Source organism: Kitasatospora sp. NPDC029367 (genome assembly GCF_055569135.1).
This window is the reverse complement of record NZ_JBVHYH010000007.1, coordinates 98855-113906: the sequence shown is the minus strand read 5'-3', so window position 1 is coordinate 113906 and position 15052 is coordinate 98855. Positions and strand designations below refer to the sequence as shown.

Below are 15052 nucleotides of genomic sequence, written 5' to 3'. Positions count from 1 at the left end.
GCCTGTTCCTCGCCGTTCCCGGGAAGCGCTGGGTCGCCGTGGGCTCCGCGGCCGGTCCCCAGTTGGTGGAACTGCGGCAAGCTCGCCCGCGTTTCGGGCTACAGAGATGACCCAGCGGCACTCCGGGGGGCCCGATGCAAGAGGCAAGCCACGTCAATGATCTTTGCGCTGCGATCGCCGCACTGCGCGTTGACCGGTCTTCCGGTCAGCCTGCCAGGCACCAGCCGATCACCCTGCTGTGGGCGATCGGGCGAGCGGCGGCGCAGCAGCCGAGGGCGGTCTCGTGGTCCGTCGCACAGGACGAGCTGCGAGCGGTGCTCGAGAAGCACGGACGCCCTGGTTCGGACCCCGCTCCGGAGTACCCCTTCGTAGCCCTGAGCCGGTCGGCACTGTGGGAGCTGGACGGCCACGAGGGGCCCGTTCCACCGGCCAGGGGCTCAGCGGTCCGGCGGTGGCTCGATGATCAGAACCCGACGGGTGGGCTGGAGCACAGCTTCTACGAACTCATGGCCAGTTCGCCCACCGCTCGGGACCGGGTGGTCAGCGCGCTGGTGAGCCGCTTCTTCGACGCGGAGAGGCCCTCGGACTTGCTGGCGGACACCCATCTCGCTGCCGTTACCTATTTCGACGGCTTCGGCCACGTGCCGGGAACAACGGTCGGACAGGTCTTCGCCAGTCGGCGGGCTGCATTCGATGCGGGCGTCCACCGACAGCTCCAGGCCGGGATCTGCGGGACGCAGGAGAAGGGCGCCGAATCCATCGTCGTATCCGGCGGGTACGAGGATGACGAGGACCATGGTGACGTCATCGTCTACACCGGCCAGGGCGGCCGTTTGAAGGACGCACGGATCCAGACCTTCGACCAGCCGCTCACCCTCGGCAACGCCGCTCTGGTCACCAGCAGGACCACGAACGTTCCAGTCCGGGTCATCCGGGGAGAGCCGGACGGTTCCGGGCGCTCGGGCAGCATGATCTACCGCTACGACGGGCTGTTCCGGGTCGTGGACTACTGGCACGCCACTGGCAAGTCCGGCTTCTTGGTCTGGCGCTACCGGCTGGAGCAACTCGCGGCCGACGAGTCGCCGAGCCGTGAAGCCCGTGAAGCCCGGGAAGCCCAGTTCAAGGAACCGGTCGGGCAGGACGCTCCGACCCGCTTGGAGACCACCGTCCAGCGGATCGTCCGAAGCACCAAGGTCGCGAACCACGTCAAGCAGACCCACGAGTTCACGTGCCAGGTGTGCGGGATCCGGCTCGCCACCCGTACCGGTGCCTACGCAGAAGCTGCCCACGTCCGCGCGCTCGGCCGGCCGCACAACGGCCCGGATGTCGCTGCGAACGTCCTGTGCCTATGCCCCAACCACCATGCTCTCTTTGACTTCGGCATGCTGACCATCGCGGATGATCTGACGATCACTGACCACGCCACGGGTGCGGAGATCGGGAAGCTGCGCGAGGCTCCGAGCCATCGGATAGACCGAGCTCATCTGGCCTATCACCGGGATCACCACTCGGAGGGCTGGAAGCACGACGCAGCGAACTGAACACCCAGGGGCCCTGCCGACAAATCGGCAGGGCCCCGGCCGTGTCTCGGGTGGGTCAGAGTGTGGTGGGGAGGGCGGTGCGGGAGGTGATGCCGAGTTTGGGGTAGGCCTTGTAGAGGTGGTGGGCGACGGTGCGGGGGCTGAGGAAGAGTTGGGCGGCGATGTCGCGGTTGGTGAGGCCCTGGGCGGCCAGGCGGGCGATCTGGAGTTCCTGAGGGGTCAGGGGGTTCGGGAGGGCCGGGGAGGGCTGGGGTGTGGGGGCCGGGGCGCCGGTGGCGGAGAGTTCGGTGCGGGCGCGGGTGGACCAGGGGTGGGCGGCGAGGCGGTCGAAGACTTCGAGGGCGGCCGTGAGGTGGGGGCGGGCGTCGGTGCGGCGGCGGGTGCGGCGGAGCCATTCGCCGTAGAGCAGGGCGGTGCGGGCCTGTTCGAAGGGGCGGTGGGTGGTGGCGTGCAGGCCGAGGGCGGCGCGGTAGGCGGGTTCGGCGAGTTCGTCGGGGCCGAGCAGGGCCTGGCAGCGCAGGCGTAGTGCCTCGGCCCAGGGGCGGCCGGCGGCGGTGGTCCAGCGGGCGAAGCGTTCGTAGGCCTCGGCGGCGCGGTCCGGGGTGCCGAGGCGGACGGCGGCTTCGACCAGGTCGGGGACGGCGCGGGTGGCGCTGACGTGGTGCCGGTGCGGGCCGGTGGTGAGGGCGTGGAGGCGGTCGGCGGCACCCGCGGCGCGACCCTGGCCGAGGTCGAGCAGGGCGAGGGCCCAGTGCGCCCAGGGGCGGCCGGCGGCGGGGGCGGCGGTCTGCGGGCCGGTGGTGGCGAGCGCGGTGGTGGCCAGTTCGGTGCAGCGTTCGGTGCGGCCGTCGAGGGCGGCCAGGTAGGCGAGCAGGGCGCTGAGTTGGCTGACCCACTGGTGCTGGCCGGTGTCCCTGGCGAGGTCGAGGGCCTCGGTGGCGGTGAGTTCGGCGTCGGCGTGGCGGCCGTGGAAGAGCTCGGCCTCGGCGAGGAAGAACTGCAGGGTGGGCATCACGCCGAGGGTGCCCTTGGCGCGGGCCTCGGCGACGAGTTCGCCGCCGAGGTCGACGGTCTCCTCGTCACGGCCCAGGATGAGGGTGGCGCCGCAGAGTTGGACCAGGTCGGCGGGGCTCTCGGCGCCGGCCCGGCGCGCGGCTTCGACGGCCTCCCGGGCCGGGGACAGTGTGGCGGGGGTCGGTGCGGCGGATGCCGGTGCCGGGGATGGCGGTGCCGGGGATTGCGGTGCGGCAGTGGGTCGGCCGAGGGCCGGGAGGACGGCGGCGGGGAGGTAGCGGGCGAGCGGGGCGACGGGGTCGTCGGCGGCGAGTGGAAGGGCGGCGAGCCGGTCGAGTACCTCGGCCACCGGCTCCTCCCCCACGTACCAGGCGGCGTGGAAGGCCTGGAACAGCATCCGGGCGGCGTGGGCGGGTTCGACGACCTCGGCGCCAGCGACCTCGGCGGCGGTGGCCTCGTCGGTGGCGGCCGTTTCGTCGGCGGCGAGCGCGAGGGCGGCGTCCAGCAGCAGCCGGTACGCGGTCGGGTAGGAGCCGCGCCAGAAGTGCGCGGTGGCCCGGACATGGTCCAGCAGGGCGTGCGCGAGGACGCTGTCGGTGCGGGCGGCGGCCTCGTCGGCGAGGGTCTCGGCACGCGTCAACTCGCCTTCCTCGGTGGCGGCTTCGGCGGCCAGCACGAGCCGGCGGGTGGCCGCGTCGCGGTCCGGGGTGAGCCGGGCGGCGCGTTCGTACGCGGCCGCGCCGCCGTGGCCGCCACGCCGGCCGGTGCGGACGGCGGTGCGTTCCAGCGCGTCGGCAAGGGCGGCGTCGGGGGCGGTGGCGGCGAGGGCGAGGTGCCAGGTGCGGCGGTCGCCGTCCGGGAGCGCCCCGGCGACGGCGCGGTGGACGGTCAGCCGCTGGTGGTGCGGGGCGCGCTGCAGGATCGCGGAGCGCAGCAGCGGATGGCGGAAGGCGATCCGGCGGTCGGGGGTGACGGTGACCAGACCGGATTCCTCGGCGGGGGCGAGGTGTTCGGCGCCGACGCCGAGCGCGGCCGCGGCGGGCAGCAGGACGTTCAGTTCGCCGCTCTCCTCGGCGGCGGCGACCAGCAGCAGGGTCTGGGTGGCCGGCGGCAGGCCGGTGACCTGGCCGTGGAAGGCGATCAGCAGGCGGCTGGTGAGCGGCAGCCCGCCCGTGGTGTCCGCCTGCGGGCCGGTGGTGACGGGGAGTTCGGTGAGGGCGAGCGGGTTCCCGGCAGCTTCGGCGAGCAGACGGTCGCGGACGGCGGCGGGCAGGTCGGGGCCGGCCCGCTCGGTCAGCAGCCGGGTGGCATCGGCCTCGGCGAGGCCGGTCACCCGCACCTCGGGCAGGCCGAGTTGGCGCTCGGCGGAGGCGCCGGGCTCGGTGCGGGCGGCGAGCAGCAGGGCCACCCCTTCGGCCTGGAGGCGACGGGCGGCGAGCAGTAGGGCGTCCAGGGAGGCACGGTCCAGCCACTGGACGTCGTCGAGCACGCACAGCAGCGGCTGGTCGGCGGCGAGTTCGGCGAGCAGTCCGAGGGTGGCGAGGCCCACCAGCAGCCGGTCGGCGGGGGCAGGGGTGGTGGCAGGGGCGGGGGCAGCGGGCGGTGCCGCGGCCGGGTCTACGGGTGCGTCGCCGAGGCCGAACGCCGCCTCCAGGGCGCGCCGTTGCGGCCCGGGCAGGACGTCCAGCCGGTCCAGACCGGGGGCCAGCAGCAGGCTCAGCCCGGCGAAGGGCAGTTCGGCCTCGTACTCGACGCCGGCCGCCCGGATCACCCGGAAGGCCGTCCCGGCCCGGGCCACTGCGTCGTCCAGCAGGGCGGTCTTGCCGATGCCCGCCTCGCCGCGGAGCAGCAGCGCCCCGGCGCCACCGTCCCGCGCCCGCGCCAACAGGCCGTCCACGGCGGCCTGTTCGTGTTCCCTCCCGTAGAGCATGCCCCGACCCTACCCAGCCGGCCGCCGACGCTCCGGCACAACGGCTACGTAGGGGTGTGCGAATACCTACGCACCCCCATGCCTATCCGTGACCGATTCGCCCGCGGCAGCCCGTCCCTACCTTTGTGAGCAGCGGGAACGACCCGCCAACGGCCCACCGGAACACGGGAGATGACCATGACCGAGATCACCACCGCGATCACCACCGCCGCTCTCCAGCAGCTCGCCGAGCGCTACCTGGCGGTCTGGAACGAGACCGACCCGGCCGCCCGCCGCAAGCTGATCGACGAGGTGTGGGCCGAGGACGGCCGCTACACCGACCCGCTGGCCGCCGTGGCCGGCCGGGACGCGATCGACGCGCTGATCGGCGCGGCCCAGGCCCAGTTCCCGGGGCTGGAGTTCACCCTCGGCCCGGTGGACGCCCACCACGACATCGCCCGGTTCACCTGGAACCTCGGCTCGGCCGGCGCCGAGCCGGTGGTGATCGGCTTCGACGTGCTGGCGGCCACCCCGGAGGGCCGGATCGGCACCGTGCACGGGTTCCTGGACCGCGTGCCGGGCGCCTGAGTCCGGGACGGACGTCCGAGCCGGGCGCGGGCGTCCGGGGCAGACGGACGTACGACTCAGACGGACACCGAGCCAGGCGAATGGCCTGGTAAGACGGACGTACGAGCAAGACGTACGTCCGACCCAGACGGCCGTCCAACTCATACGTACGTCCGTGCCAGACGCCCGTCCGAATGTCCGGCGGACCGGCCCAAGGGGCGCCGCACCCCCACGGCGGCGCCCCGCCCCGCCCCCTGAACGCGGGGCGCCCGAGAGAGGAGACCCGAGTTGAGCACCGCGCTGAAAGCCCCCGCCGAAGCCCCCATCCCCACTGCCTCGGCTGCCCCCGCTGCCCCGGCCACCCCGTCAGCCCCGGTGGCACCCGCTCCCCGGGGTCTGCTGCCGGTGATCCTGACCGCCACCTTCATGACCGCCCTCGACACCTTCGTCGTCAACGTCGCGGTCCCCTCCGTCCAGGCCGATCTGGGTGCCGGCCCGGCGGCCGTCCAGTGGGTGGTGGCCGGGTTCGGCCTGGCCCTCGCCGTCGGGCTGGTCACCGCCGGCCGGCTCGGCGACCGGTACGGCCGACGCCGGGTGTTCGCGCTCGGCCTGGCCCTGTTCACCCTCGCCTCGGCGGGCTGCGGCCTCGCCCCCACGGCGGCCGCGCTGGTCGGCGCCCGGGTGGCGCAGGGCCTGGCGGCCGCGCTGATGGGCCCGCAGGTGCTGGCGATCCTGCGGACGGCGTTCAGCGGCGCCGCGCAGGCCCGGGCCTTCGCCCGGTACGGACTGACGATGGGCGTCGGCGCGGTGTTCGGCCAGCTGATCGGCGGGCTGCTGATCCGCGCGGACCTGCTCGGCCTGGGCTGGCGCAGCTGCTTCCTGATCAACCTGCCGATCGGCCTGGCTTCGCTGGCCGCCGTCCGGCGCTGCCTGCCGGAGTCGCGGGCGCCGCAGCGGCCGGGCCTGGACCCGGTCGGGGTGGTGCTGGTGACGGTCGGGCTGACCGCCCTGGTGCTGCCGCTGATCCAGGGGCCCGGCCTCGGCTGGCCGCTGTGGACGGTGCTCTGCCTCGGCGCGGCGGTCGCCGTGCTGGTGGCGTTCGCCGTCCACCAGCACCGCAGTACCGGCCGGGGCACCCCGCTGGTGGACACCCGGCTGTTCCGCGGCCGCGCCTTCGGCACCGGACTGCTCGCCCAGCTGGTCTTCTGGCTCGGCCAGGCCTCGTTCTTCCTGGTGCTCGCCCTGCACCTGCAGCTGGCCCGCGGGCTGGACGCGCTCGGCGCCGGCCTGGTGTTCACCGCGATCGGCCTCGGCTACCTGCTGACCTCGCACTCCACCCACCGGGTCACCTCGCGCCTCGGCGAGCCGCGCACGATCACCGTCGGCGGGCTGTTGATGGCCGTCGGGCTGGTCCTGCTCGCGCTCGCCGCCGACGCCGGCGCGGACGGCAGCGTCTGGTGGCTGGCGCCCGGGCTGTTCGTGGACGGCCTCGGCATGGGCCTGGTGATCGCGCCGGTCACCACCGTCGCCCTGGCGGTCGTGGAGCCGGGGCTGGCCGGTGCGGCGGCCGGGGCGGTGGCCACCGTGCAGCAGGTCGGCGGCGCCGTCGGGGTCGCGCTGATCGGCCTGGTCTACTACGGCGCCGGCGACCCGACCGCGGCCTTCGTCCGCAGCACCGTGGTGCTGGCGGTGCTGGAGCTGGTGCTGGTGGGCCTGGTCCGGCTGGCGCCGCGCCGTCCGTGAACGCCGTACGAGCACGCCGCTGAGGAAGCCGGGCGGGCGGGGCGATCCCCGCCCGCCCGTTCCGTTCCGTCCCCCCGATCGGGTTGGATGGTCGGATGAGCGAGGAGAAGAGCGCGGTACCGGCGTGGGAGCAGCGGTTCAGGGCGGCCCGGGTGTCGCTGCCCGACTGGGCCGAGGAGGCCCCCGACCGGGCGCTGTACGTGTCCAACGCGACCGGCACCTACGAGGTCTACGCCTGGGACCGTGCCACCGGCACCCACCGCCAGGTCACCGACCGGCCGAACGACACCACCGACGCCGAACTGTCCCCGGACGGCGCCTGGATCTGGTGGTTCGACGACCACGACGGTGACGAGTTCGGCGTCTGGCGCCGCCAGCCCTTCGCGGGCGGCCCGGACGAGGAGGCCGTGCCCGGCCTCGCCGCCTCCTACTCGGCCGGCCTGGCGCTGGGCCGGGACGGCACGGTGGTCGTCGGCCGTTCCACCGACGAGGACGGCACCACCCTGCACCTGCGCCGCCCGGGCGCGGCCGAGCCGGTCGAGATCTACCGGCACGAGGAGTACGGCGGCGTCGGCGACCTCAGCCACGACGCCACCCTGCTGGCCATCGACCACACCGAGCACGGCGACGCGATGCACTCCGCCATCCGGGTGGTCCGGCTCACCGGGGACGGCATCGAGACCGTCGCCGAACTGGACGAGGTCACCGGCCGGGACGAGCCGCGCGGCGTCGCCTGCCTGGGCTTCGCCCCGGTCGAGGGCGACACCCGGCTGCTGGTCGCCCACCAGCGCACCGGGCGCTGGGAGCCGATGATCTGGGACGTCGCCACCGGCGCCGAGACCGCCCTCCCGCTCCGCGACGAGCAGGGCCGCGAGCTGCCCGGCGACGTCTCCGCGCAGTGGCGCCCCGGCGCCGGGGCGCTGCTGGTCGAGCACGAGTACGAGGCGCGCAGCGAGCTGTTCACGTACGACCTCGCGGACGGCCGGCTGACCCGCCTGGAGACCCCGCGCGGCACGGTCGGCGGCGCCACCGCCCGCCCGGACGGCACCGTCGAGTACCTGTGGTCCTCGGCCGCCGAGCCCTCCGCCGTCCGCTCCACCGCGGGCACGGTCGTGCTGCGGGCGCCCGGCCCGGTGCCGCCCGGCTCCGTCCCGGTCGAGGACGTCTGGGTGGACGGGCCCGGCGGGCGGGTGCACGCCCTGGTGCAGCGCCCGCGGACGGGGGGCCCGGGGCCGTACCCGACGGTCTTCGAGGTCCACGGCGGCCCGACCCACCACGACAGCGACTCCTTCGCGGCCGGGCCGGCCGCCTGGCTGGACCACGGCTTCGCGGTGGTCCGGGTCAACTACCGCGGCTCGACCGGCTACGGCCAGGCCTGGACGGACGCGCTGCACGAGCGGGTCGGCCTGATCGAGCTGGAGGACATCGCGGCGGTCCGGGAGTGGGCCGTCTCCAGCGGCCTCGCCGACCCGCAGCGACTGGTGCTCACCGGCGGCAGCTGGGGCGGCTACCTCACCCTGCTCGGCCTGGGCGTGCAGCCCGACAGCTGGTCGCTGGGCGTCGCCGCGGTACCGGTCGCGGACTACCACACCGCGTACGCCGACGAGATGGAGGCGCTCAAGTCGCTCGACCGCACCCTCTTCGGCGGCACTCCGGAGGAGGTGCCCGAGCGCTTCACCGCCTCCTCGCCGCTGACCTACGTCGAGCAGGTGCGGGTGCCGGTGTACATCAGCGCCGGGGTCAACGACCCGCGCTGCCCGATCCGGCAGATCGAGAACTACGTCGAGCGGCTGGAGCAGCTCGACAAGCCGCACGAGGTGTACCGCTACGACGCCGGGCACGGCTCGCTGGTGGTGGAGGAGCGGATCCGGCAGCTGCGGCTGGAGATCGACTTCGTCCGGCGGCACCTCGGGATCCCCGACGGCGGGGCCGGAGCGGCTGGGTGAGACGTCTGCTGACGGTCGCGGGGGCGGCGGTGGCCGGGGTGCTGCTGCTGAGCGGCTGCTCGGGCTCGCACGGGGACGAGGCGGCCTGCCCGCCCCTTGCCCCGGCTCCGGCTCCGGCCACAGCCACGGCCACGGCCACGCCGGGGGCGGGCGGGGCGTCGACCGCTCCGGCCACGCCCCCGCCACCCGCCGCCGCGCCCTCGGTGCCCGCGCCCAGCGGCTCGGCGACCCGGGCGAGCGCGCCGGTGGCCGGGTCGACGGTCTTCCGGGCGTCCGACGAACCGGGCGCGGAGGAGGACGTGGCCGAGCGCGGCGGGTCGAGCGGGTCCACTGGTTCGCACGGCTCCAGCGGGTCCAGCGGGTCCAGCGGTTCGGGCGGCTCCGGCGGATCGAGCGGGTCCAACGGGTCGCACGGCTCCAGCGGGTCGCACGGCTCCGGCGGATCGAGCGGCTCCCAGGGCTCGTCCGGTTCGAACGGCACCAGCGGTTCAAAGGGCAACGGGCGCACCACGCACCACCAGATCGACCACTACGGCTCGAACAACGGGTCGGCCGGCCGCGGCCACTGCCACGGCGGGAGCGCGCCGGTGGACGAGGACACCGCGACGCCGTTCGGCAGCGGAGCCGGTGAAGGCAGCGGGGGCAGCTCGTCGACCCCGTCGGGGACCCCGACCGCACCACTCAAGCCGACCCCGGCGACCACGCCGGCAACCACCCCGGCCCCCGGCAAGCCGACCCGCTGACCGGGCGGCTCAGTCCAGGACCGGGTCCAGCCCGAGGGCCCGGTCCTGCTCCGCCTCCGCCTCCCGGCGCATCAGGCGGAACCACATGAAGACCACGAACCCGCCGAAGACGAACCACTCCAGCGTGTAGCCCAGGTTCTGGAAGGCCCGCAGCGTGAGCCCGTCCCCGCCCTGCGGCTGCACGGTCGGTACGACGGTCAGCCCGGCGGGCACCTGGTCGGCGGAGACCCAGCCGTCGTACCAGCCGTCGTACGCCAGCACGTTCAGCAGCGAGGCCCGGTTGATCATGCCGAGCTGCCCGGCGGGCAGGCCGCCCGCGACCGCGCCGTTGCTGCCGACCGACTCGTTGGCCTGGAGCCGCCCGGTCACCGTCACCGGTCCGGTGGGGGCCGGCTCGGCCGCGTGGGCGGCGCCGGCCGGGTCGGCGGGCGGGTTGCCGGGCGCCCAGCCCCGCACCACGGCGACGGCGTGTCCGTCGGCGGTGCGCAGCGGGGTGAGCACGTAGTAGCCCTGCTTGCCGTCCAACACCCGGTTGGGGACGAGGAGTTGGTGCTCGGAGTCGTACTCCCCGGCAACCGTGACGGGCTTGCCGACGGTCTTCGTGGTCACCTGCGGAGTGGCCGGGCCGAGCAGCGCGTCGATCGGGCGGGCTTCACCCGAAGCGGTGAGCGACTGCTTGGTCTCCTGATGGGTCGAGACGCGGTCCTCGAACCGGCCGAGCTGCCAGGAACCCAGCCAGACGCAGACCGCCACGGCCGCCACGGCCAGGGCTGTGCCGCCCAGCCAGCGCGGAGTCAGGAGGAACCGGTACACACCCCCCACGGTAACCACTCCTCACACCGCGCCGGACCACAGGGTCCGCCTCCGCCCGCCGGATCAGCCCGGGAACACCACGCCGACGACGCCCGCGCCGATCCCGAGCCCCACGCCGACGACGCCCGCGCCGATCCCGAGCCCCACCCCGACGACGCCCACACCCCGGCCCCCGGTCAGCCCGCCGCGGGCGTCCCCGAGGGCCGGGCCGCCGACCCGCCGCCGGACGGCTGGACCCCGCCCCGGTAGAGCGTCCCCCCGCACCCGACCGGCAGCGAGGCCGTGGCGACCGCCGGGCTGCCGGGGGCCGGGGTGTGGGCGATGGTCGCGGTGGGCGGGGCGCCGGTCGGGTTGCCGCTCGGGGTGGCGGTCGGGCTCGGCGCCGCGGTGGGCCCGGAGGTGGGCGAGGGGCTGGCCTGCGGGTTGGAGCTCGGCGCCACCGAGGCGCCGGTGCCGGAGTTCGGGGCCGCGCCGGAGGAGCCGGCGGGGCCCTGGGTGGTCAGGGCCGCCTGGTTGGTGCCGGAGGTCGGCGCGGTGGTGGCGCCGCCGGAGGAGCCGCAGCCCTGGTCCGGGATCCAGGCGAACGGCACCTTGTACCCGGCCTGCGGGGCGAGCAGCGGCGGTTCGGCGTCCATCGCGGGCAGGTTGCCGGCCGGGTCACCGGGGGTGTGGTCGGCGGAGCGGACCCGGGTGCGGTCGGTGCCGTTGACGTCGGTGACGGCCACCGCGCCCGGCCCGCCGAGGCGGCAGCTGCGGCCGGAGACGTTGTACACGGTGAAGGAGCCGTAGATCCGGCCCTGGGTGTCCGCCGGGCCGACCTGGGCGGTGCCCTGGCCGAGGTCGGAGCGGGTGCACAGCGGGACGATCCCGCCGTCCCCGGTGCCGGGGGCCCCGGTGGGGGTGGCGGGACCGGTGCGGGTGGCGTCCGCGCCGGGGCTCGGCGAGGCGCTGCCGGAGCCCGTCGGGGAGCTGCTGCCCACCCCGCCGGGGCCGGAGCGCGTGCCCCCGCCGGTGGTGCTGCCGCCGACCGCGCTGCCGGTGGGGGCGGCGAGGGTCGCGCCACCGGTGTTCGCCGAGCCGGGCCCGCCGGACAGGCCGAGGTGGTCGCCCTCGTGCAGGACGGGCAGCGCGATCGCGACCGCCAGGGCCAGCGCCGCCGCGCCCGTCCAGGCCCCGCGCCGGGCGGCCCGCCGCCGGGGTACGGCCTGACGGATCCGCGGCAGGGCGCCGACTCCGGGCTGGATCCGGTCCACCGCGTGGTGCATGAGCTCGCGCAGCGCCCGTTCCTCGACGGAGAGGTCCGGGAGGTGGTCGTCCCCGGGCCGCTGCCGGGCGCCGTCAGCCATGGCCGGCCTCCATCTGGGTCCGGAGGGCGGCGAGTCCGCGGGAGCCGTACGCCTTCACCGAACCGAGCGAGATGCCCAGGGTCTCGGCCACCTGCGCCTCCGTCATGTCCACGAAGTAACGCAGCACCAGAACCTCCCGCTGACGGCGTTGCAGACCCTTCAGCGCGGCCTTCAGCTGGTCGCGCTCCAAGGCATCGTAGGCACCTTCTTCTGCACTGGCCATGTCAGGCATCGGCTTGGGCAGCAGTCGCAGGCCGAGGATCCGCCGTCGCAGCGTGGAGCGCGACAGGTTGACCACCGTCTGCCGCAGGTAGGCCAGGGTCTTCTCGGGCTCGCGCACCCTGCGCCGGGCGGCGTGCACCCGGATGAAGGCCTCCTGCACGACGTCCTCACAGGTGGAGAGGTCGTCCAGGAGCAGCGCGGCGAGGCGCAGCAGCGAGCGGTAGTGCGCCTGGTAGGTCTCGGTGAGCAGGTCCTCGCTGGTACCCGCGTCGGTACCCGCGCCGGAGTCCGCCGCACCGGGTGCGGCCGCCGTCATCTGGTCGTCTTCCGGCCTACTCGAAGGCCGCGGGGAACGCGCCGGGAAGGCCACCACGGCTCTCGCCCCGATGCCCGCCCTTGCCCCCACCATCGCGTTCGCCACGCCCGTTGGACACTCGATCCCCTGTCATGGTTGCCCAGCCCGGGGGCCATTCTTCCGCATCGGCGGAAGCGGCCTCCAGGGGATTCCCACGGGATTCCGGACAGATTGTGTCGAGGAGCGGACACAGGTCCGGACGTCCTCGGGCACAAGGGGCCCGCAGAACCGGGCTGATGACGGATCCTGAGCCTCCCCCACCGTCAGTCCGGCCCACCGTCAGTTGGGTCCGCCCTCAGCTCGGGCCGCCGTCAGTTCGGCCCGCCCCCCTGCCCAGCCCGGCCCGCCGTCAGTCCGGCGCGACGGTGAGCTCGGCGGCCACCAGCTCGGCGATCTGCACCAGGTTGAGCGCGGCCCCCTTGCGCAGGTTGTCGCCGCACAGGAAGAGGTCGAGCGCGTCCGGCTCGTCCAGCGCCCGGCGCACCCGCCCGACCCAGACCGGGTCGGTGCCGACCGCGTCGTTCGGGGTGGGGAACTCCCCGGCCGCCGGGTCGTCGTAGAGGACCACGCCGGGCGTCTCGCGCAGGATGTCCTGGGCGTGCTCCTGGCTGACCTCCCGTTCGAAGCGGGCGTGCACGGCCAGCGCGTGGGTGCGCACCACCGGGATGCGCACGCAGGTCGCGGAGACCTTGAGCGCGGGCAGGCCGAGGACCTTGCGGGCCTCGTCGCGCAGGCCGAGCTCCTGGGCGGACCAGCCGCCGTCCTGGAGGCCGCCGGTCCAGGGCACCGCGTTCAGGGCGAGCGGGGCGGCGAACGGCCCCTCGTCGGCGATCACCGCGCGCAGGTCGCCGGTCTGCCGGCCGACCTCGGTGCCGGCCACCAGGGCGGTCTGCTCGCGCAGCGCCGCGGTGCCGGCCCGGCCCTCGCCGCTGGCGGCCTGGTAGGTGGCCACCACCAGTTGCTCCAGCCCGTACTCGGCGTGCAGCGCGCCGACCGCGGTGACCAGCGCCAGCGTGGGACCGGCCGGACTGGCCACGATCCCGCGCGGACGGATCCGCAGAGCGGCCGCGTTCACCTCGGGGACGACCAGCGGCACGTCCCCGACGGTACGGAAGGCGGCCGAGTCGTCGACCACCACGACGCCCTTGGCCGCCGCGATCGGCGCCCACTGGGCGGAGACCTCGTCGGGGACGGCGAACACGGCGACGTCGATCCCGGAGAAGGCCTCCTCGGTCAGCGGGACCACCTCGACCGGCACCCCGCGTACGACCGGCGCACGGCCGGCCGAGCGCGGGGAGGCGACGAGTCGGACCTCGCCCCAGACGTCCTGACGGAGCGAGAGCAGGCCGAGCAGCACCTCGCCGACCGCGCCGGTGGCGCCGACGACGGCGAGGTTGGGCCGCCGGGTCACCGCCCGGTGCCCCCGCCCGGCTCCCGGGTCATCGACCGGTGCCGCCGTAGACGACGGCCTCGTCGCTCTCGCTGTCCAGCCCGAAGGCGCTGTGCACGGCGCGGACCGCCTCCGGCACGTCGTCGGCGCGGGTGACCACCGAGATGCGGATCTCCGAGGTGGAGATCAGCTCGATGTTCACGCCCGCGGCGGAGAGCGCCTCGAAGAAGGTCGCGGTGACGCCAGGGTTGGAGCGCATGCCGGCGCCGACCAGCGAGATCTTGCCGATCGCGTCGTCGTAGCGCAGCGACTCGTAGCCGATGCCCTCCTTGACCCGGCCGAGCGCGTCGATGGCCTTCTGGCCCTCGGTCTTCGGCAGGGTGAAGGAGATGTCGGTCAGGCCGGTCGACGCGGCGGAGACGTTCTGCACCACCATGTCGATGTTGACCTCGGCGTCGGCGATGGCGCGGAAGATGCGCGCCGCCTCGCCCGGCTTGTCGGGCACGCCGACGACCGTGACCTTGGCTTCGGAGGTGTCGTGGGCGACTCCGGAGATGATGGCCTGCTCCATCTCGCCCCCTTCGGGCTTGTTCGGGTTGTCGTTGCTGACGATCGTCCCGGGAAGACCCGAGAAGGACGAGCGTACGTGAATCGGGATGTTGTAGCGCCGCGCGTACTCGACACAGCGGTCGAGCAGCACCTTGGAGCCGGACGAGGCCAGCTCCAGCATGTCCTCGTACGCGATCCAGTCGATCTTGCGCGCCTTCTTCACCACGCGCGGGTCGGCGGTGAACACGCCGTCCACGTCGGTGTAGATCTCGCAGACCTCGGCCTTGAGCGCGGCGGCCAGCGCGACGGCGGTGGTGTCCGAGCCGCCACGGCCCAGCGTGGTGATGTCCTTGCTGCTCTGGGACACGCCCTGGAAGCCGGCCACGATCGCGATGTTGCCCTCGTCCAGGGCGGTGCGGATGCGACCCGGCGTCACGTCGATGATGCGCGCCTTGTTGTGGACGGAGTCCGTGATGACACCGGCCTGGCTCCCCGTGAAGGACTGGGCCTCGTGCCCCAGGGATTTGATCGCCATGGCCAGCAGCGCCATGGAGATGCGCTCTCCAGCGGTCAGCAGCATGTCGAACTCACGGCCGGCAGGAAGCGGTGACACCTGCTCCGCGAGTTCGATGAGCTCGTCCGTCGTGTCGCCCATCGCGGACACCACGACGACGACCTCATGGCCGGCCTTCTTGGCGTCAACGATTCGGCGGGCAACGCGCTTGATGCCTTCGGCATCCGCAACGGATGAGCCGCCGTACTTCTGCACGACAAGGCCCACGTGCGCTCCTCGACTAGTGTCGTTTTCCGGGGGCGCCAGGCCCCCGTACCCCCCGGGGGAAAGGGGGGTGCGGTCCGCGCCAGTCTAGCGAGCAGGGGTGCCCTGACCGGCGCTTTCCATATGATGAGACGGC

11 protein-coding genes are annotated in these 15052 nt (G+C 74.5%); 5 read left to right on the top strand and 6 right to left on the bottom strand.

The features are described from left to right. The first annotated feature begins 134 nt into the window (after positions 1-134). Entirely contained in the window at positions 135-1541 is a 1407-nt protein-coding gene (locus ACZ4W5_RS06720; protein WP_465653371.1) for a YDG/SRA domain-containing protein, read from the top strand. Positions 1542-1596: 55 nt separating this feature from the next. Here ACZ4W5_RS06720 and ACZ4W5_RS06715 read toward each other — a convergent pair whose 3' ends face one another. Further along, entirely contained in the window at positions 1597-4485 is a 2889-nt protein-coding gene (locus tag ACZ4W5_RS06715) for a helix-turn-helix transcriptional regulator (protein WP_465653369.1), read from the bottom strand. A gap of 177 nt (positions 4486-4662) precedes the next feature. Between ACZ4W5_RS06715 and ACZ4W5_RS06710 the strand changes: the two genes are divergently transcribed. The 4 genes from ACZ4W5_RS06710 to ACZ4W5_RS06695 all read left to right on the top strand — a co-directional run bounded on the left by ACZ4W5_RS06710 (position 4663) and on the right by ACZ4W5_RS06695 (position 9463). Continuing rightward, positions 4663-5052 (top strand): nuclear transport factor 2 family protein, encoded by a 390-nt coding sequence (locus ACZ4W5_RS06710; protein ID WP_465653367.1) that lies wholly within the window; start codon positions 4663-4665, stop codon positions 5050-5052. Positions 5053-5319: 267 nt separating this feature from the next. Then, positions 5320-6774, top strand: coding sequence for an MFS transporter (locus tag ACZ4W5_RS06705; protein WP_465653365.1), 1455 nt, complete (start codon positions 5320-5322; stop codon positions 6772-6774). 95 nt (positions 6775-6869) lie between these two features. Continuing rightward, on the top strand, positions 6870-8720 hold the full coding sequence (locus ACZ4W5_RS06700; RefSeq protein WP_465653364.1) for a S9 family peptidase: 1851 nt from the start codon (positions 6870-6872) through the stop codon (positions 8718-8720). Then, positions 8717-9463, top strand: a complete 747-nt coding sequence (locus tag ACZ4W5_RS06695; protein ID WP_465653362.1) for a hypothetical protein — start codon at positions 8717-8719, stop codon at positions 9461-9463. The genes ACZ4W5_RS06700 and ACZ4W5_RS06695 overlap by 4 nt, the downstream gene beginning before the upstream one ends. A 9-nt stretch (positions 9464-9472) precedes the next feature. On the opposite strand, the gene ACZ4W5_RS06690 is transcribed toward ACZ4W5_RS06695, so the two are convergent. The 5 genes from ACZ4W5_RS06690 to ACZ4W5_RS06670 all read right to left on the bottom strand — a co-directional run bounded on the left by ACZ4W5_RS06690 (position 9473) and on the right by ACZ4W5_RS06670 (position 14919). Next, positions 9473-10276, bottom strand: a complete 804-nt coding sequence (locus tag ACZ4W5_RS06690; RefSeq protein WP_465653360.1) for an SURF1 family protein — start codon at positions 10274-10276, stop codon at positions 9473-9475. Positions 10277-10452: 176 nt separating this feature from the next. Continuing rightward, positions 10453-11622: a hypothetical protein gene (locus ACZ4W5_RS06685; protein WP_465653358.1), complete on the bottom strand. Its 1170-nt coding sequence runs from the start codon at positions 11620-11622 to the stop codon at positions 10453-10455. After that, on the bottom strand, positions 11615-12160 hold the full coding sequence (locus tag ACZ4W5_RS06680) for a SigE family RNA polymerase sigma factor (RefSeq protein WP_254802531.1): 546 nt from the start codon (positions 12158-12160) through the stop codon (positions 11615-11617). The genes ACZ4W5_RS06685 and ACZ4W5_RS06680 overlap by 8 nt, the downstream gene beginning before the upstream one ends. A gap of 388 nt (positions 12161-12548) precedes the next feature. After that, positions 12549-13610: an aspartate-semialdehyde dehydrogenase gene (locus ACZ4W5_RS06675; protein WP_465653356.1), complete on the bottom strand. Its 1062-nt coding sequence runs from the start codon at positions 13608-13610 to the stop codon at positions 12549-12551. Positions 13611-13638: 28 nt separating this feature from the next. Then, positions 13639-14919, bottom strand: coding sequence for an aspartate kinase (locus ACZ4W5_RS06670; RefSeq protein ID WP_030288196.1), 1281 nt, complete (start codon positions 14917-14919; stop codon positions 13639-13641). Positions 14920-15052 lie beyond the last annotated feature (133 nt).

What these genes read in the sequence shown, in the direction of transcription:
- ACZ4W5_RS06685 (WP_465653358.1), bottom strand. Translation starts at nt 11,622, where the DNA reads ATGGCTGACGGCGCCCGGCAGCGGCCCGGGGACGACCACCTCCCGGAC.
- ACZ4W5_RS06700 (WP_465653364.1), top strand. Translation starts at nt 6,870, where the DNA reads ATGAGCGAGGAGAAGAGCGCGGTACCGGCGTGGGAGCAGCGGTTCAGG.
- ACZ4W5_RS06710 (WP_465653367.1), top strand. Translation starts at nt 4,663, where the DNA reads ATGACCGAGATCACCACCGCGATCACCACCGCCGCTCTCCAGCAGCTC.
- ACZ4W5_RS06715 (WP_465653369.1), bottom strand. Translation starts at nt 4,485, where the DNA reads ATGCTCTACGGGAGGGAACACGAACAGGCCGCCGTGGACGGCCTGTTG.
- ACZ4W5_RS06720 (WP_465653371.1), top strand. Translation starts at nt 135, where the DNA reads ATGCAAGAGGCAAGCCACGTCAATGATCTTTGCGCTGCGATCGCCGCA.
- ACZ4W5_RS06680 (WP_254802531.1), bottom strand. Translation starts at nt 12,160, where the DNA reads ATGACGGCGGCCGCACCCGGTGCGGCGGACTCCGGCGCGGGTACCGAC.